Annotated in this window: 20 protein-coding genes and 1 riboswitch; of the genes, 1 reads left to right on the top strand and 19 read right to left on the bottom strand. The window is 59.1% G+C overall.

The window, feature by feature from the left end; translation table 11 throughout:
- Positions 1 to 7: 7 nt before the first annotated feature.
- The 19 genes from cobS to ABIE29_RS17765 are packed head-to-tail and all read right to left on the bottom strand — an operon-like array spanning position 8 to position 15,429.
- Complete coding sequence (cobS, locus tag ABIE29_RS17675) at positions 8 to 754, bottom strand: adenosylcobinamide-GDP ribazoletransferase (RefSeq protein WP_429619960.1); 747 nt, start codon at positions 752 to 754, stop codon at positions 8 to 10.
- Positions 751 to 1,296 carry a bifunctional adenosylcobinamide kinase/adenosylcobinamide-phosphate guanylyltransferase gene (gene cobU / locus ABIE29_RS17680; RefSeq protein ID WP_429619961.1) on the bottom strand — a complete coding sequence of 182 codons (546 nt, stop codon included), beginning with the start codon at positions 1,294 to 1,296 and terminating at the stop codon, positions 751 to 753. Before cobU ends, cobS begins: the two co-directional genes overlap by 4 nt.
- Positions 1,293 to 2,834, bottom strand: coding sequence for a cobyric acid synthase (locus ABIE29_RS17685; protein WP_429620015.1), 1,542 nt, complete (start codon positions 2,832 to 2,834; stop codon positions 1,293 to 1,295). The genes cobU and ABIE29_RS17685 overlap by 4 nt, the downstream gene beginning before the upstream one ends.
- Positions 2,834 to 3,646, bottom strand: a complete 813-nt coding sequence (locus ABIE29_RS17690) for an ATP-binding cassette domain-containing protein (RefSeq protein ID WP_429619962.1) — start codon at positions 3,644 to 3,646, stop codon at positions 2,834 to 2,836. The genes ABIE29_RS17685 and ABIE29_RS17690 overlap by 1 nt, the downstream gene beginning before the upstream one ends.
- Positions 3,646 to 4,323, bottom strand: a complete 678-nt coding sequence (locus ABIE29_RS17695) for an energy-coupling factor ABC transporter transmembrane protein (RefSeq protein WP_429620016.1) — start codon at positions 4,321 to 4,323, stop codon at positions 3,646 to 3,648. Before ABIE29_RS17695 ends, ABIE29_RS17690 begins: the two co-directional genes overlap by 1 nt.
- Entirely contained in the window at positions 4,310 to 4,591 is a 282-nt protein-coding gene (locus tag ABIE29_RS17700) for an energy-coupling factor ABC transporter substrate-binding protein (protein ID WP_429619963.1), read from the bottom strand. The genes ABIE29_RS17695 and ABIE29_RS17700 overlap by 14 nt, the downstream gene beginning before the upstream one ends.
- A gap of 1 nt (position 4,592) precedes the next feature.
- Entirely contained in the window at positions 4,593 to 5,324 is a 732-nt protein-coding gene (cbiM, locus tag ABIE29_RS17705) for a cobalt ECF transporter S component CbiM (protein ID WP_429619964.1), read from the bottom strand.
- A 3-nt stretch (positions 5,325 to 5,327) separates the two neighbouring features.
- Positions 5,328 to 6,041 carry a cobalt-factor II C(20)-methyltransferase gene (locus ABIE29_RS17710; protein WP_429619965.1) on the bottom strand — a complete coding sequence of 238 codons (714 nt, stop codon included), beginning with the start codon at positions 6,039 to 6,041 and terminating at the stop codon, positions 5,328 to 5,330.
- Positions 6,038 to 6,835 carry a sirohydrochlorin cobaltochelatase gene (gene cbiK, locus ABIE29_RS17715; RefSeq protein ID WP_429619966.1) on the bottom strand — a complete coding sequence of 266 codons (798 nt, stop codon included), beginning with the start codon at positions 6,833 to 6,835 and terminating at the stop codon, positions 6,038 to 6,040. The genes ABIE29_RS17710 and cbiK overlap by 4 nt, the downstream gene beginning before the upstream one ends.
- A complete protein-coding gene (locus tag ABIE29_RS17720; RefSeq protein WP_429619967.1) occupies positions 6,832 to 7,623 on the bottom strand; it encodes a cobalt-precorrin-6A reductase in 792 nt (263 codons plus the stop codon). Before ABIE29_RS17720 ends, cbiK begins: the two co-directional genes overlap by 4 nt.
- The gene (locus ABIE29_RS17725; protein ID WP_248945843.1) at positions 7,620 to 8,345 is read right to left on the bottom strand and encodes a precorrin-3B C(17)-methyltransferase; all 726 of its coding nucleotides are present in this window, start codon (positions 8,343 to 8,345) and stop codon (positions 7,620 to 7,622) included. The genes ABIE29_RS17720 and ABIE29_RS17725 overlap by 4 nt, the downstream gene beginning before the upstream one ends.
- Entirely contained in the window at positions 8,345 to 9,400 is a 1,056-nt protein-coding gene (gene cbiG / locus ABIE29_RS17730) for a cobalt-precorrin 5A hydrolase (protein ID WP_429619968.1), read from the bottom strand. Before cbiG ends, ABIE29_RS17725 begins: the two co-directional genes overlap by 1 nt.
- Entirely contained in the window at positions 9,381 to 10,160 is a 780-nt protein-coding gene (locus tag ABIE29_RS17735) for a cobalt-precorrin-4 methyltransferase (protein ID WP_429619969.1), read from the bottom strand. The genes cbiG and ABIE29_RS17735 overlap by 20 nt, the downstream gene beginning before the upstream one ends.
- A complete protein-coding gene (locus ABIE29_RS17740) occupies positions 10,153 to 10,722 on the bottom strand; it encodes a decarboxylating cobalt-precorrin-6B (C(15))-methyltransferase (RefSeq protein WP_429619970.1) in 570 nt (189 codons plus the stop codon). Before ABIE29_RS17740 ends, ABIE29_RS17735 begins: the two co-directional genes overlap by 8 nt.
- Positions 10,712 to 11,317: a cobalt-precorrin-7 (C(5))-methyltransferase gene (locus tag ABIE29_RS17745; protein WP_429619971.1), complete on the bottom strand. Its 606-nt coding sequence runs from the start codon at positions 11,315 to 11,317 to the stop codon at positions 10,712 to 10,714. The genes ABIE29_RS17740 and ABIE29_RS17745 overlap by 11 nt, the downstream gene beginning before the upstream one ends.
- On the bottom strand, positions 11,314 to 12,453 hold the full coding sequence (gene cbiD / locus ABIE29_RS17750) for a cobalt-precorrin-5B (C(1))-methyltransferase CbiD (protein WP_429619972.1): 1,140 nt from the start codon (positions 12,451 to 12,453) through the stop codon (positions 11,314 to 11,316). The genes ABIE29_RS17745 and cbiD overlap by 4 nt, the downstream gene beginning before the upstream one ends.
- Positions 12,450 to 13,082 carry a cobalt-precorrin-8 methylmutase gene (locus ABIE29_RS17755; RefSeq protein ID WP_429619973.1) on the bottom strand — a complete coding sequence of 211 codons (633 nt, stop codon included), beginning with the start codon at positions 13,080 to 13,082 and terminating at the stop codon, positions 12,450 to 12,452. The genes cbiD and ABIE29_RS17755 overlap by 4 nt, the downstream gene beginning before the upstream one ends.
- An 11-nt stretch (positions 13,083 to 13,093) precedes the next feature.
- Positions 13,094 to 14,050: an adenosylcobinamide-phosphate synthase CbiB gene (cbiB, locus tag ABIE29_RS17760; protein ID WP_429619974.1), complete on the bottom strand. Its 957-nt coding sequence runs from the start codon at positions 14,048 to 14,050 to the stop codon at positions 13,094 to 13,096.
- Positions 14,047 to 15,429, bottom strand: coding sequence for a cobyrinate a,c-diamide synthase (locus tag ABIE29_RS17765; protein ID WP_429619975.1), 1,383 nt, complete (start codon positions 15,427 to 15,429; stop codon positions 14,047 to 14,049). The genes cbiB and ABIE29_RS17765 overlap by 4 nt, the downstream gene beginning before the upstream one ends.
- A 109-nt stretch (positions 15,430 to 15,538) precedes the next feature.
- A riboswitch (cobalamin riboswitch) is annotated at positions 15,539 to 15,731 on the bottom strand.
- 301 nt (positions 15,732 to 16,032) lie between these two features.
- Between ABIE29_RS17765 and cobD the strand changes: the two genes are divergently transcribed.
- Positions 16,033 to 17,106 carry a threonine-phosphate decarboxylase CobD gene (gene cobD, locus ABIE29_RS17770; protein ID WP_429619976.1) on the top strand — a complete coding sequence of 358 codons (1,074 nt, stop codon included), beginning with the start codon at positions 16,033 to 16,035 and terminating at the stop codon, positions 17,104 to 17,106.
- The last annotated feature ends 56 nt before the right edge of the window (positions 17,107 to 17,162 follow it).

Raw genomic sequence — 17,162 nt, forward strand, 5'->3', positions numbered from 1 at the left:
CGCCCACTCACAGCAGTGCCAGCAAGAAAACCAGCTCGGCAATTTCTATCGCCGCGCCCAGGGTGTCACCGGTTTGCCCACCCAGACGGCGGCGCAGATAGGACCGCAGTAACAGCACGGCGATCAGCGCACAGCCAAACGCAAACAACCCTTGCCCACGCCCCAACAGGGCGACCAAAGCGGCCCCCAGCGCCAGGGTGAACAGCGTTTGTCCGCCGCTGATCTTGCCAATATAAAGGTTCCCCAGCCCGTTACCCTCACGGGCATAGGGCTGGCGATACATCATCAATACCACCAGGCTCCGGCAAACCACTCCTGCTGCCGCCAGCGTGGCCAACATCGGCACTCCGCGCAGTGCCAGTTCGCTGATCACCAACACCTTGGCCACGACGATAAAGAGCAGCGCCAGCCCACCATTGGTGCCAAGGCGGCTATCGCGCATGATCTCCAGCATTCTCTCCCGCGTGCGGGCCGAGAACACACCGTCACAGGTATCGGCCAATCCGTCGAGGTGGAAGGCTCCGGTTACCAAAGCCAACGCCAGCACGTAGCCCAATGCCGCCAGAGGCACCCCACACCAGGGGGCCAACAGGGTAAAGACGGCACCACCGATTGCACCAACGATCAGGCCAATCAAGGGGAAGCCGACGATGCCACGCTGATAATTATCCATCGATAATCCCTGTGTCCAACCGGTGGGCAGCGGGATACGCGTCATCAATTGCAGGGTGGCCCAAAACAGTCGCAAACTCATTTTATCTTGACCTCAATACCAGAAATCACCAACAGCACCGACTCGGCGGCGGCGGCCAAACGCTGGTTAATACGCCCGGCTATATCACGGAAGTGTCGTGCCAAACGGTTTTCCGGCACGATGCCCATTCCCAGCTCGTTGGTGACCAGATAGATCGCCGCCGGGCTGCGGGCGCAGGCGGCCAACAGATCATCGATCTGCCGTTGGATTGCCGTTTCAACCGCGGCAAAGTCGATGCTTTCCACCGGCGTCTCCCCGGTCAGGTCAAACATCAGGTTGGCGATCAGCGTGGTAATACACTCCAGGATGACCGCATCTCCTGCCGCCGCCTGTTGGTCGATCACACTGGCCAGCTGCTGGCTCCCTTCCCAGGTACGCCAATGCGCAGGGCGGGCCTGGCGATGCAGCTTGACCCGTTCGGCCATTTCCTCATCGCTGACCACCGAGGTGGCGATATACAACACCCGGTCACTGACACCGCTCGCCAACCTTTCGGCCAGCGAACTTTTGCCGCTGCGAGCCCCGCCGGTGATCAGGATCATTGGGCCACCGTTGGCTGGTGCTCGGTCATCAAGCGGTAAATCTTTTCCATATCAATATGTTCTCGCATCTTATCGGCCAAGATATCAAACTGTTGCTGCTTGTAATCGGCATAATCGAAAGCCGGGCCGTCGTAAACCGCCAGCCCTTTACGCAGGCGCAACTGGTTTAGCAGCGCACGGCAAAAAGGCGCGCTGTCGAATAGGCCATGAATATAGCTGCCCAGCACGTTACCGGCGGGGTTCACTGCCCCGTCAAAGGTGCTGTCTGGCTGGCCATTACGCAGGGAAAGGCGGGCGAAAGACGTAGCCTCTGAGCCAAGCTGGGTAGTACCCATATGGATTTCGTAGCCAACGACGTCCTGTTCGCCACAACCGGACCAGAGGCCGGGCAACCCAGGCTCACATTGCGCTGTCACCTGCGTAGTGACTTTTTGCGCTGCGAAGCGAGTGGTGACATCCAGCAATCCCAAACCCGCCATCTGTTCCACACCGGATTCCACACCATCAACAATGTGCTTGCCGAGCATCTGGTAGCCGCCGCAAATACCCACGATCTGCACTCCAGCCCGGTGCTGATCCTGTAACGCCGCCGCCAACCCGCTCCGCTGTAGCCACTGCAGATCCCCCAGGGTGTTTTTGCTGCCCGGCAGGATAATCAGATCGGCACCGGCCAGCGCCGCCGGGTGCGAAACATAGCGCAGCCCTACGTCCGGCTGGGCCGCCAAGGCATTAAAATCGGTAAAGTTGGACATATAGGGCAGTTGCAGCACCGCAATATCCAGCTCATGGCTGCTGCCTGTCGGAGCATATTTGCCATTTTGCAACGCCACACCATCCTCGTCTTCCAGATCGATATTCAACCAGGGCATCACACCCAGCACCGGCACACCGGTCAGGGCTTCGATCTGCTCCAGCCCCGAATAAAGCAGGCTGACATCGCCACGGAATTTATTGATGATCACCCCTTTCACCCGGGCTTTTTCTGCTGGTTCCAGCAGGGCCAGTGTGCCGTAAATAGCGGCAAACACCCCGCCGCGATCGATATCCGCCACCAGCAGCACTGGCGCATCGGCGATCGCCGCCATGCCCATATTGACGATGTCGCGATCGCGCAGGTTGATTTCCGCCGGGCTACCGGCCCCTTCCAGCACCATGATGTCATAACCGCTGGCCAGACCGTGATACACCTCGCTAATTTGTTGCTGTAACTGGGGCTTGTACTCGTGATAGCTGACCGCGTCCATATTGCAGGCCACTTTGCCCATCAGCACCACCTGCGCCTTGCAGTCGCTGGTCGGTTTCAACAGCACCGGGTTCATCCGCACATCGGGTGCAATACCGGCGGCCTCGGCCTGAAAGATCTGCGCTCGGCCCATCTCTTCACCACGGGCGGTAATGCCGGAGTTGAGCGCCATATTCTGCGATTTGAACGGCGCACAGCGATAACCATCCTGCATGAAGATCCGGCATAGGCCGGCAACCAGCACGCTTTTACCCACATCGGATGCGGTTCCCTGCACCATCACACACCGTTTCATCACTTATTCTCCGCGTCACGCTGGCTGAGCCGCGCAAACAGTTGTTGTTCCGTCCTGCACAGCGGCAAGCCAAGTTCACCGTGTAATTTTACCAACCAGGGTTGCACCAACCCGGCAGCCGCTATCTGTTCCTGTTGCATAAACACCTTGGCTGGCTCCCCTGAGCTGACTAGCCGCCCGTGGGAGAGCACATACAGGTGATCGCAGATAGAATAAATCAAATCGATATCATGGCTGGAGATTATCACCCGTTTTCCCTCGGCCACGATGCGTTCGATAATGGCGATCATCTGTTGTCTGCCAGAGGGATCCAGCCCGGCGGTGGGCTCATCCAGCAATAGGTAATCCGCCTCCATCACCAACGCACCGGCAATCGCCACCCGTTTTTTCTGGCCGTGGCTTAAGTGTTGGATAGCTTTATGCCGAAAGCCCTGCGCATCCACCAGCGTCAGCGCCCGATCGACCCGCTGGGCGATCAATGCCTTATCCAGGCCAAGATTATGCAGGCTGAACGCGATATCGCTGTCGATATCGGTATAAAATATTTGCTGCTCCGGATCCTGAAACACGGTGGCGACCCGTTGGCGCAGTGCCCGCAGGCTGCCTTTGTCGTAGCGCAGTGGCTCCCCTTGCCATAACACCGCGCCCTGCTGCGGACGCAGTATACCGGTCAAATTCATCAACAGCGTCGATTTACCGCAGCCGTTGGCCCCCAGCAGACCGGTTACGGCATGCTGGCTAAAATCCAGAGTCAGATCCTGTAGCACCGCTTCGTCTTGATAGCTGAAGCACAATTGTCGGGTAGTCAGCATTACAGGTGGAATTCCCCTTGGTAGAGTTTGGTATCCAGCGCAATCACCATTTGCTGATAGCGGATCATCACGCGGGTAAACAACATGCTCACCAGCAGTGCCGTCGAGCGATAGCTGCTCGCCAGCGAGATATAACCAAAACGCAGCGACTGGGCGCGATGGATCGCCGCCGCCTCTTCGGCAAAGATAAAGATAAACCGCCAGGTCAGCAGGATCTGTTCGGTCAGCAGCCGTGGCACATGGCAACGTTTCAGCAGTTGGATCAGTTGAGGAAAGGGCGTGTTCAACATAAACCAGAAGGTGGCAGCCAAGGCCGCCAGGCTGCGCCATAGTGTCTGATTGGCGGTCTGTAACCCGAGCCTGTCGATGCCGAACCACCAGTTTCCCAGTTGCACTCCCCACCACAGACTATCCGGCTGGCGGGCTAGCGAAACCATAATGGTCAGTACGCCGATCAGCAGAAACGACAGCGGGATCGCCAGCCAGCGCAAATAACGCAGCGGGCCAATGCGCAGCAGGTAACAGGTCGATACCGCTATGGTCAGCAACAACAGCGCCTGATAGAGCGGCGGCAACACCATGGCCAACAGTAAAAACAGGCCGTAGAGCCGCAGTTTTACCATCGGCTCCCGTTGTCGCCAGCGGCTTTGTTCGCTAAGCCGATCAATCCCCAGCAGGCTCACGGCGTTTACCCCGATAGTAGCCCAAAATATAGAAGATCACCGCCGTCCCCAACGAGCCTTGCAGGGTGAACAGCAGGCTCTCGATCTCACCGCTGGCGGGTTCATACAGCGGCGTAAACCACGGCGTATACTCCGGGGCGGTTTGCTGGATCAGGGCTTCGGCCTCGCCGTCGGAGCCGCCATACTCGCCGCCGTGGTCGATAAAGAACGGCAGGATAACCAGGGCGATCACCATCGCCAACAGGATTAGGGTCTTTTTCATCTCAATGCCCCGCTGCCGGTATGATCCGGCGTTTGGTTAACTGGTCATAGATCATTACCGTCAACAGCCCTTCGGCAATGGCGATCGGGATCTGTGTCAGGCAGAACACCCCCATAAATTTCACGCTGGAGCCGAAGACGCCAAACTGTGGGTCCGGGAAGGCCATTCCCAGTTGGATCGAGGTCACAAAATAGGTGGCCAGATCGGCAATGGTCGCACACAGGAAGACGGCCACGTCCCGCCGCACCCCGGATTTGCACGCCAGTTGCCACACCAGATAGCCCACCACCGGACCAATCACCGCCATCGACATACCGTTAGCGCCCAGCGTAGTCAAGCCACCGTGGGCCAGCAACAGCGCCTGGAACAGCAGTACAATCGCCCCCAGCACCGCCACGACGCCGGGGCCGAACAGGATCACCGCCAGCCCGACGCCGGTTGGGTGGGAGCAGCTACCGGTAACCGAAGGGATCTTCAGCGCCGAAAGCACAAAGATAAACGCCGCGCACAGCGCCAGTAACACCTTCTGGTTGCTGTCGTCGCTGACGATCTGCTTCAGCCGCCGTATGCCGACATACAGGCAGGGTAAAAACAGCAGCCACCAGGCCATCGCCCAGAGCGGCGGTAAAAAACCTTCCATGATATGCATGGCAAACGCGTCTTGTGGCAGCGCCATCATCAGCAGCGCGAATGCCAACCCCAGCAGCGAGAGCTTCCCGGTTTGTGTTTCCATCTGTTACTCCTTCGTGAGCCAATGTTTGTTCACTATCACGGTAGAGAAATAGGGTAACGGCAGATCGGCAGCAACCTGATCCAGCCGCCGCCAGCACTGTTCCCCAGGCAAGGAAGCCTCCGCCATCAGCACCGCGTGCTCGAACAGATTCAGGCGAGCCAGCAGCGACTGCACCAGCGGCAGACGGCCATACACCTTCATCAACACCACGCTGTCGTGCGTCAGCAAAGCCTGTTCCAGCTCGGCCTCTGGCGCAGTACAAGACATCACGGCCAACGACTGCGATTCCATGGCTAATGGCAACGCCGCACGGGCAGCAATCGCCGCAAACGAGGTGACGCCCGGTACAATCTCCAGCCATTCCGGGCGGCCAAGACGCGCCAGCAGAAACACCCAGGTGCTGAATAACATGGCGTCGCCCAGGGTGATAAATCCCACCCGCTTCCCTTGCGCAACCTCCGCCTCAAGCTGTTGGGCGATGTCATCCCACACTGCCTTTTTTTCACTGTCATTGGCGCTCATCGGGAAGTGGCAGGTGCGGATCTCGGTGTGCGGCAGCAGATATTCCCGCACGATCGATAACGCCAGGCTATCTCCCCCTTTACGACCGGCTGGAGCATACAAAACATCCAGCGTCCCCAGCAGCCGGGCGGCGCGCACGGTGATCAGATCGCTGGCCCCAGGGCCAACGCCCATGGCATACAGTTTTCCGCTCATTCCACCACCTCCAGCTCACTCTGGCGCAGCGCCGCGGCAAGATGATCGGCAAACATCTGGCGGATCAACGGATTCTCGCCTAATCCTTGCAGCCAGCTTTGGGTCTCGATGCCGGCCGCCGTAATTTGCGAGTTCCAGGAATCCGGCTCATCCGAGGCCATATCATTGATGGCATGATCGCCAGCCACCAGCATCAGCGGCATCAGATGCACCTTGCGTACCCGCTGTTGCTGCAAACGGGCAATCACCCCGTCCACTTCCGGATAGCTTTCAACCGCCCCCACCAAGGCCGGAAAGTTCTGCTCCGTCATCAGATGGTCAAGGCAGGCATAGGCAGAAAACGAGTGATGGCTGGCCCCGTGCCCCATAAACACTACGCGCTCGTCGGCGGCCAGCGGCGGCATCTGCCCGCGTAACGCCAGCAGCAGTTGTTGATAGTCTTCATAGCCGGTGAGCAACGGCTTGCCCAGCACCAACCGCTGGAACAGGTGACCGCAGGCGCGCACCTGGCTCGCCACTTTTTCATACTCATCGCCGTTAATAATGTGCAGCGATTGGATGGCGACATCCTGATAGCCTTCAGCCGCCAAACGACACAATGCCTGTTGCGGATTGTCGATCGACAAATCATCGCGTTGACGCAGCTTGCGGATAATCATTTCAGAGGTAAAGGCGCGAAACAGGTCGCGGTCGCCATTGCTGGCGGCCAACCGCTGTTCACAGGCTTCGATATTTTTTTGCCGGGTACTCTCGTAACTGGTGCCAAAACTGATCACCAACAGCGCTTTCTTCATTCTGTTTCTCCTTGTGATTGTTGCCAGCCAGACAGCCGCTGGGCGAAGGCTTGTAGCGAATTGACCTGTTCGCCCCAGCCTTCACTTGCCAACGGCTGCGGACGGCGCACGACAATGCAGGGAATGTTCAAAGCCAGGCTCGGTTCGACCTTTTGCAGATAACCGCCTTCATTCCCGGACTCTTTGGTGATCACCACGTCCGGCTGGCAAAACTCATACAGCGCACGATTGAACTGCGCGCTGAACGGGCCGCGCAGAGCGATAATGTTGTCCACGCCCAGGCCCAGCGCTTCGCACTGCGCCAGCACCTCGGCGGTGGGCAACACCCGCACCAGCAGCACTTTTTCTGGCAACCCATGCCGGTAATCCGCCAACTGTTTGCTGCCGGTGGTCAACAGCACCCTCGGCCCCAGGGTTTGGGCCAATCGGCAGGCCTGGGCAACATCATCAACCTTGTGCAATAACGGATGGGATAACCGATCGATTTCGCTGGGCCGTTGGTAGCGGGTCAGCCGCACGCCTTGCCGATGGCAGGCCGCCAGCACGTTCTCGCTCAACGCCGTTGCGTAGGGATGAGAAGCATCGATCACCCAGCGGATAGCGTGCCGTTGCAAATAGTTTGCGATCTCGTCGCTATCCATGCGCCCGACCACCACCGCGCCGAGAATGTTGCCCGCCAGTTGCCGCCCTGCCTCACTGGCCACCGACAGGCTATAGCGCTCCCCCGCTTCATCGAGCAGTTGGCAGATTGCGCGGGCATCGCTGGTACCGCCGAAAATATGGATCACAGGGCATAGCCTCTTGGGGTGATCATCAGCCCGTTGCGGCAATAGGTGGTATGGTTGCCCACGATCACCAGGCTGGTCATATCTACCGGAGTGAAGTCCATCTCACCGAGCGTCGTCAGCCATTTCTCCTGTTTTTTACGCCCCGCCGCTTTCACCACGCCAACCGGAGTAGCGAGGGACTTATGCGGTTTCATCAGTTCGAAGGCGCGGGCCAGATGCCCTTCCCGGCCACGGCTGCGTGGGTTGTAGAAGCAGATCACAAAGTCGGCCTGCGCGGCGGCAATAATGCGCTTTTCGATCACCGGCCATGGGGTCAGCAGATCGCTCAGGCTGATATGGCAGAAATCATGCATCAGCGGTGCCCCCAGCAAAGAGGCCGCAGCGATGCTCGCCGTGATCCCCGCCACCAGTTTCACCTCCAGATCCAGTTGCTGCTGGCCTACCAGCTCCAGCACTAGCCCGGCCATGCCGTAGATCCCGGCATCACCGCTGCTGATCAAGGCGACCTTATGGCCAGCCAGAGCCAGATCGATCGCCGTCTGACAACGTTCAATCTCCTTGCACATACCGGTTTTGATCACCTGTTTATCCCCGGTCAGGGACTTCACCAGATGGGTATAGGTTTTGTATCCAACGATGATCTCTGCTTCACGGATCGCCTCAATGGCGTCCTGGGTCATCATCGTTTCACTGCCCGGCCCAATGCCGATTACGCTTAACATCAATGTGACACTCCCAATGTCATGGTGATCCCTTGCTCACGCAGGGTGTCACCAACCAGTTTTCCTGCGCTCATCAGCCAGGCCACCGGCTGTGAAACGCTACCGACACCGACCGTGGCGCGCACAAACTCGGAGGCAGGAAAACGCCGTTCGTGCTGGCGCAGCTCGTCGCTACTGAACAGTTCGAAGGGTACCCGCCGCTCTTGCGCCAGCTGCTGCAAGGCGGGTTCGTCCTTTTTCAGCATGACGCTGCCGATCGCCCGCAGCGCCAAAGGGTCGAAATCATTGGCGGCCAACTGCCGTTCCAAAAGCTGATTCAGCAGCGCCAACGAGGTTCCCCGGCGGCAACCGATGCCCACCACCACCCGACGCGGCACCAGCTTGTATACCGGCAGCGGTAGCTCAGGTAAGCGATCGCGCAGGCTGACACAGACCAACGCATCCAGCTCTGGCAGCGCCCCCAGCTCGGTAGCCGCGACAAACCCCCGGGTATCGCAACGCGCCTGCTCATCGCGCAAAGGTTCATCCCACCATAGTCCGACCCGCTGCCCACTCACCAGCAGCTGATTAACGGTTTTCACCGCCAGGCGAAAATCCGACATCTCGGCGTCTAACTGCGCCGCCAGCGTATCCAGCGCGGCCATCTGATTGACATCGGTGGCAGTGGTGATCACCGGATCGGCCCCCAACAGCCCCGCCAGCCTCAGCGTCAGGGCATTCGCCCCGCCCACGTGACCAGACAGCAGGCTGATCGCATGCTGCCCACGTTCGTCGATCACCACCACCGCCGGATCGGTCAGCTTGTCCTGGATCAGCGGGGCGATCACCCGCACCGTCAGGCCCGTCGAACCGATCACTACCAGCGCCGAATAGCGGCTGAACGCTTCACGCAGCGTCGCACCAAAGCTGCCGTTAAACGGTATAAAGCCGGGGGCCAGCAGCTTCTCGCTGGTAAAACAGCTGAGTGGCAGTTGCGCCTGCAAACGTTGCGCCAAGCGCACACCGTTCGGCGTCAGGCAAAAAACCGCGATGGATTCAGGCTTGGCGATATTCATGGCTGAACCCTGCATCGTAGAGGCGGGAATAGTGGTATTCCTCCCCCAGAAAAGCACCTACCAGGATCAGCGCCGTTTTGCGGATGGCGGCATCGCGTACCTGCTGGGCAATATCCGTCAGCGTGCCACGCACCGTTTGGCTTTCTTTCCAGGTAGCCTTATAGACCACCGCAACCGGTGTCTGTGGGGGATAGCCACCGGCGAGCAGTTGTTCCACCACCCGATCCATTTCCTGCACGGAAAGGAAAATCGCCATCGAGGTCTGGTGGGCGGCAAAGGAGGCCAACTGCTCCAGCGGCGGCATCGGCGTACGCCCTGCAATACGGGTGATGATCAGGCTTTGCGCCACCTCGGGAACGGTATATTCCACCCCCAATTGGGCAGCTGCGCCAAGGAAGGCGCTCACGCCCGGCACCGAAACAAAACCAATGCCCTGCTCCCCCAGCACCTCGCCCTGTTCACGAATCGAGCCGTACAGCGAGAGGTCGCCGGTTTGCAGCCGGACCACCAGCTTGCCAGCGCGAACGCCGTCCACCATCAGCGCGATAATTTGCTCCAGCGTCAGCCCCGCGCTGTCGTGCAGTTCGGCCTGGGGTTGGCAATACTCCAGCAGCTCGGTATTAATCAGCGAGCCAGCGTAGATCACCACCTGAGCCTGTTGCAGCAGCCGGTAACCCTTCAGGGTGATCAATTCACGATCCCCCGGCCCCGCGCCGACAAACCAGACTTTCTGCGTGTCCCACTGGGGTTGTTCAGACATCGTTACCTTCCTTGTAGCAAGAAATGAGATAGGTCGGATTGTTGGGTTTGAAGTAGTGGCCGCTGCCCAACGGCGTCAGGGCCGAGTACAGGATCTGTTCCCCGGCTATCGCCGACACACCGCGTGTTTGCAGGCAGGCCAGCGCCTCGCTGAGGTTGTTGAGTAAGATAAACGTCAGTACCAGGCGGCCACCGGGATGCAAGCGCGCCAACGCCCAATCGATTAGCTCCGTCAGTTGCCCACCGCTGCCACCGATAAACACGGCATCGGCCTTGGCCTCCAGAGCCATAGGAGCCGTTCCGGCCACCACGGTGACGTTTTCACACCCCAGCCGCTGGCGGTTTTCCGCAATCAGCTCCAACGCCGCCGGGTTACGTTCAATTGCGGTGACCTGCAAAGCCGGGAAACGCAGCGCCGCCTCCAAGGCAACACTGCCGGTGCCAGCGCCGATGTCGATCAGGTGCCGCGCGTTGGCCAGCTCCAACCGTTCCAACGCCAATAGCCGTACCGCTTCTTTGGTCATTGGCACCCGCAGGCCACGTAAAAAAACGTCATCTTTCATTGAGGATCACCACTGCGTTGATGTCATAGCGCTGCGCCACCGCCTCGGGCTGCAGGCAATAAATGCGTTCCGTGGGCAGCGAGAGGTTTTCACCGATAATCAGGCGGCGCGTCAAACCGCGCTGCAAGATGGCCTCTGCGATAGCTCGCGGCCCGATGATGGCGTCTGTCACCATCGCCACCTTGTCGTGCTGCAACAGCCAGTCAAAATCCGGCGTACGGCCATGGCTGCTGGTGAGATAGATATCGTTCATGTCCAAGGGGATTTGCGCGCACAGATACTGGATGGCGCTGATCCCGGGAATAATGCGCAGCTCGGCGGGGGAGAAATGCGCAGCCAGCCACTTGCCGATGCCGTACAGCAGCGGATCGCCAGAGGCCAGCACCACGATGTGCCGCTGCGCCATTGATTGACGTAGCCAGGCCAGCAGTCCGGCCAGATCGGCATCCAGACGCCGGGTTTTATGCTGTGAAGTCGCGAAGGTATCCAGATGACGAGCGCCCGCCACCAGCACCTCGGCGGCGGCAATAACCGCCTGCGCCTCTAACGTCAGGAAGTGGCTCTCGCCGGGGCCGACGCCCACCACGGTGATCATCGCATCGCCTCCACAATCTCCTGCAATGGCCGGTTACAACCCAGGATCTGTTGGTCAAACGAGAACAGGATAGCGTCGCAGCCGGGGGGATGGGTGCTAAAGCGCAGCATCTCCTGCACCCGCTGGCATATGCGTTGTGCAATACGCGGGAACACCCCCTGCCAACCCTGTTCGCTAATCAGTTCCAACGCCGCCTCCGTGGTATTGCATTGCTCCACCTGCCGCAGCAGCTCAACGGGAGCCCCCATCAGTGCCAGATGGGCGATCAGAGTTTCCATTCGCCCATCGGCAATATGGCTGTGGGTGTGAAAGATCCCTGCCGCAACCTTGATCAGCTTTCCTGGGTGGCCAACCAGCAACACCTGGCGAAATCCCAGCCGCACCGTTTCCTGCAGCATGTAGCCGACAAAATTACTCATGGTTACCACCTGCTGCCCGTCCAGGCCCAACTGCTCGCGTACGAAGCGTTCTCCGTGGTTGCCCGGCACCAGGATCACCCGGTCTTGCCCTGCCGCCCGCTTCATCTCCAGTTCGAGCGCCAGCGAACGTTTCCAGCTCTCTTCCGACATCGGGGTGACAATCCCGGTAGTGCCGATAATCGAAATCCCCCCGAGGATCCCTAAGCGACCGTTGTAGGTTTTGCGGGCGCGTTCGATACCTTCCGGAGCAAAAATCTCGACCAGTGCCCCCCTCAGTGGGCCGATCGCTTCCCGTACGGCGGCCTCGATGGTTTGACGCGGAGTACGGTTAATGGCCGCGCTGCCTACTGGCAGGCCAATCCCTTTACGGGTAACGGTACCAACGCCTTCACCCCCCTGTAGCAGGATCTGCTGATGATCTTGCGTCAGGCTGACGCGGGCATAGATCAACATGCCGTGCGTGGCATCCACGTCGTCACCACCGTCTTTGCGGATCGCCGCCGTAGCCTGCTGCCCTTCAATCAACGGCTGTTCCACATTCAGATTGAGCGTCACGCCTGAAGGCGTCACGATCGAAACCTGATGGATAATCTGCTGGCGCAACACCATCAGCGCAGCCACCTTCGCTGCCGCCGTGGCACAAGAGCCGGTGGTATAGCCTTTGCGATAACGCTTGCCGTGGTGCCAAACGCTGTCTTGCGGCCCTACCTCATTCATCTCCCCTCCCACAGGTGATACAGCGTGGCATTGATAATAGCGGCGGCAACGTTACTGCCGCCTTTACGCCCACAGGCAACGATACTGGGCAGACCGCTGTTTTTCAGCGCAGCCTTGGATTCCGCAGCCCCAACAAACCCCACCGGCACGCCGATGACCGCCGTCGGCTCGGCCTGCTGTTCCAACAACCGGAACAGCGCGGTAGGCGCATTGCCAAACACAAACAGTTTTTCCCCGCTTTCCGCCAGCGCGATATCCACGGCGGCCATTGAGCGCGTGATCCCCTGAGCCTTGGCTGCCGCAACCACCCGTGGATCGCTGATATAGCAGCGGCATTCGCATCCCAGCTTTTGCAGCAGGGTTTTGTTGATGCCGGATAGCGCCATCGTGGTGTCGGTATACAGCGTGCAGCCACGGCGTAGCCCATCGATCAGCGCCTGCATCACCTGTGGCGAAAACCAGAGAATATCCAGCCAATCAAAATCGGCGGTGGTGTGGATCACCCGTTTGATCACCGCTTCCTGCCAGGCATCGCTAAAGCGGTAGTCTGGCCGTTCGTTGGCGATGATCTCACTGATTATCTGGAAACTTTGCTGTTCAATACGTTGTGGTTGTTTGAGGTAGTCCATGATTGTCCCTTTCAAGCGCCAAGCCACAGCAGGCGCAATGCTGCAAACAGTAGCAGTGCCAACAGCGAGGCCGTCATCATCAGACGCGTGCTGCGGGGAATATCTGCCAGAGCGATCTCCCGGCACGCCTCACCGATCCACGGTTTTTCGACCCGCTGACCAAAATAGTCATTGGGGCCGCCAAGCCGCACTCCCAGCGCCCCGGCCACCGTGGCCTCCGACCAGGCGCAGTTGGGGCTGGTATGCTGATAGCGATCGCGCCAGCCAATACGCAGCGCCTGGCGACAGTCCAAACCGTTCAAGCGGGCCGCACAGCTCAACAGCAGCCAACTGAGCCTGGCCGGTAGCCAGTTGGCGAGGTCATCCATCCGCGCCGAGACATAGCCGATAGCACGGTATTTCGGCGTTTTATAGCCCACCATCGAGTCGAGGGTGTTGACCGCTTTATACGCCATCGCCAGCGGTGCTCCACCGAGCAGCAAGAAGAACAGCGGCGCAATCACGCCATCCACGCTGTTTTCCGCCACCGTTTCCACCACCGCCCGGGTGATTTGCGGCTCTTCCAGCTGCGAGGTGTCGCGCCCGACAATCCACGACAGCTTGCGGCGGCTCTGCGCGATATCGGCACTTTGCAACGCCTGGTGAACCTCCATCGCCGCCCGTTCCAGGCAGCGTCCGGCAAGCAAGGTATAAATCAGCCAGACTTCCGCCAGCCAGCCCAACCACGGATGGATAGACCCCATCAGCGTTAAAAAGCCCCAACTGACCAGCCAGACCAGCCCGACAACGGCCAGCCATAGCGCTCCGCCACCAAACTTGAGAGCCTGCTCGCCATGGCATACCCGGCGGATAGCCCGTTGCAGTAAGGCGATCAGGTTGCCGATCCAGCGCACCGGATGCGGCCAGTGCGGCGGATCGCCGAGCAGGCTGTCGAGCAGATAGGCAACGAACCAGGCCAGCAGCGTCATAGCGCACGCCTCGCGGCCATCAGCCAGCGATCGAGCAAGCTGGGCCGCTGGGCAAAATGTACGTGCAGGTAGCTGGCCTGAGTCTGTTCAAGCTGGTATCCCCCTTGCCAACGCTGAACGGCTACCCCGTCGCGCCATTTGGCACAGTCAAACACCGGGGTCAGTGCAGTGGTAAAGTCGGAATAGTGAAACTCATGGCCAAGCAGCATTTCGCCACGGGCCGCCAACAGGGTGTCGCTACGCGCTTGCCACTGGCAATAGCCGAAACGGGTCAGGCTGCTGCCCATATGGCTCTCCCCTGGCAGGATACCGCTCATCCGGTGGCGTACTCCGGCGCTGTCGGTCAAGCCGTTGCCGAGGTACATCAGACCACCGCACTCGGCATACATCGGGATTTGCTGACGGTGGGCCCGCTGCAATGCGCTATGCATGTTAACGTTGGCTGCCAACCGGGCCGCATGCACCTCGGGATAGCCGCCGCCCAGGTAGAGCATCTGGCAATCGGGCAAACGGCGATCGTGCAGCGGGCTGAAACGTTGGATGCGCACGCCCGCCTGCTCGAGCAGATCGAGGTTATCCGGATAGTAGAAATTGAAGGCTTCATCTTCCGCCAGCGCCAAGGTCAGTCCTTGCGCTAACGCGGGATCGGGTAGCCGCGGTGGCTCACCAGCCGGTGGCGACGTACAGGCGCTCAATGCCAACAGGCGATCGATATCGATAAACGCCTCAACCTGCTGTGCCAACAGCTGCCAGCGCCGATCGTCCGCCAGGTTTTCCTGGGCGGGCACCAACCCCAGATGACGGGATGGCAAAGCCACCTCTTCCAGCACCGGCAAGCGCCCCAACACCGGCACCCCGCAATAGCGCTCGATGGCCTGACGGATCAGTTGGTAATGCGTTTCTGAGTTGACCCGGTTGACGATCACGCCAGCCAGTTTTAATGCGGGATCAAACTGACGAAAACCGAGCACGGTCGCGGCCACCGAGGTCGAGACGGCTTTGCCATCGACCAGCAGGATCACCGGGCAGTCCAGTTGTTTGGCCATCGCCGCGCTGCTGCAATAGTTCGGATCGATGCCGTAACCGTCGTACAGCCCCATCACGCCCTCGATCACCGCCACATCGGCGTGGCGCATATGCTGGTTGTATAAACCATTGAGCGTAGCGGCAGGCAGCATAAAGGCATCCAGATTGCGTGAGGTCACGCCGCTGACTGCGCTATGCCAGCCGGTATCCAGATAGTCGGGGCCGACCTTGAAGGGTTGCACGCGCAGGCCACGCTGTTGTAACGCACGCAACAGGCCCAGCGTCAACGTGGTCTTGCCACAGCCGCTGCCGGTACCCGCGATAAGTACTGCCTTGTTGCCCGTTGATTGCATAAAAAAATCCCGGCCTGACGGTCGGGATTTTGGGCGTCAAAAAGATACGGCCGTGCAGCGCCAGTGGCCGCACGTATCCAATGACAACCCACTTCCCACCGAAGGAGTTGAATGTTCCAACCAACTGGCCGGTCTTCTGGCTTAGCGTCATCCTCATCCACTCCTTCCCAATCCGTAGATCAGTGGTCACAGTGAACTCGTCGGCATCACAGCAGCGGGGGCTGCGGGGGAGTTACACCCCCTTCCCAATCACAACCTGAGTCTCGTCAAGTTGCAGGTTATCCAGTTGGCAATAATCGTTTTAATGCTGTTAACAATATGCCGAATATACGCCAGTTAATTGATAAAAAAAGATCAAGTTTATTGCCCGCCATAAAAATAGCGGCATTCCAGAGAGTTCATTGATCTCAGACAATTAGCGTTGTCTTTATTGCACCGTTCGCCTGCGTCACTTCATATTTTTGAGATAAAAACGGCATCGTGGTCAATGGCAAGACACTGTAAAAAATCCAACACTGCACATAGACTTCAATGACGACGATTAACCGCCAATCCCTCGGCAATGTTATTCTGCACGCAGACTTGAAATGGGGGATAGTAAACGTGAGTGAACATGGTGGTAACGTACTGGAAATGGCGTTGCAAACCGGCCTGGATCCGGCCGAGATCATTGATTTCAGCGCCAATATCAATCCATTGGGCATGCCCGCCAGCCTGAAGGCGGCGATTATCGAGCATCTGACCAGCGCCGAATGCTATCCCGATGTCGAATACCGGCGTCTGCATGCGGCATTGGCGCGGGTTCATCACTGCCTGCCAGAAAATATCATGGCTGGCAACGGAGCCACCGAGCTGATTTACGCCATCGTCAATCGGCTGCGCCCCCGCACAGCGCTGCTCCTTACACCGGGGTTTGCCGAATATCGCCGGGCTTTGCAGCGGATTGACTGCCACATCGCAGACTTCCCGCTGGATGAAGCCGGTGGTTTTCAACCCGATGAACGGTTATTGCAGGTGCTGGCCGAGCGCCAGCCGGACTGTCTGTTCCTGGCCACCCCCAACAACCCCACCGGGCTGATGCCAGACCCCGCACTGTTGCAGGCCATTCTCGCCTGTTGTCGCCAGCACAATATTGCGTTGATCGTTGATGAAGCCTTTATCGATTTTCTGCCGGATACTCCCGGGCTGATCCCACAAATGGCAGAGTATTCCCGCCTCTATATCCTGCGTTCGTTGACCAAGTTCTTCGCCATTCCCGGGCTGCGGCTCGGCTATCTGGTCAGCAGCGATCGCGCTGCTCTGCAACAGATGAAGCAGTTGCGCGAACCCTGGACCATCAATGCCTATGCAGCACTGGCCGGTGAAGTGATCCTCGACGATCGCGACTACATCCAGCAAACTCACCAATGGCTGGCAGAGCAGCGAGCGTGGCTGTTTGACGCGCTGGCAGCCTTGCCACAATTGCGTATCTGGCCAGGAGCGGCGAACTATATTTTCCTGCGCTGCCTGCGCCCTGGCTGCGATCTGCAACAGGCGCTATTGCAGCACTGCATCCTGATCCGCCACTGTGCCAACTACCCCGGCCTTTCTGCCGACTATTATCGGGTGGCGATCAAGAGCGAAGCGGCCAACCGTAAACTGGTCGCAGCGCTACAACAGGTGCTGACAGATGGCTGAGGCGAAATGCCCCGCCTGCAATTGCTCCACGGCGGCGTACGTTGAGAGCCGCTGCA

This window comes from Serratia sp. 2723, from assembly GCF_050434425.1.
GTDB lineage: Bacteria > Pseudomonadota > Gammaproteobacteria > Enterobacterales > Enterobacteriaceae > Chania.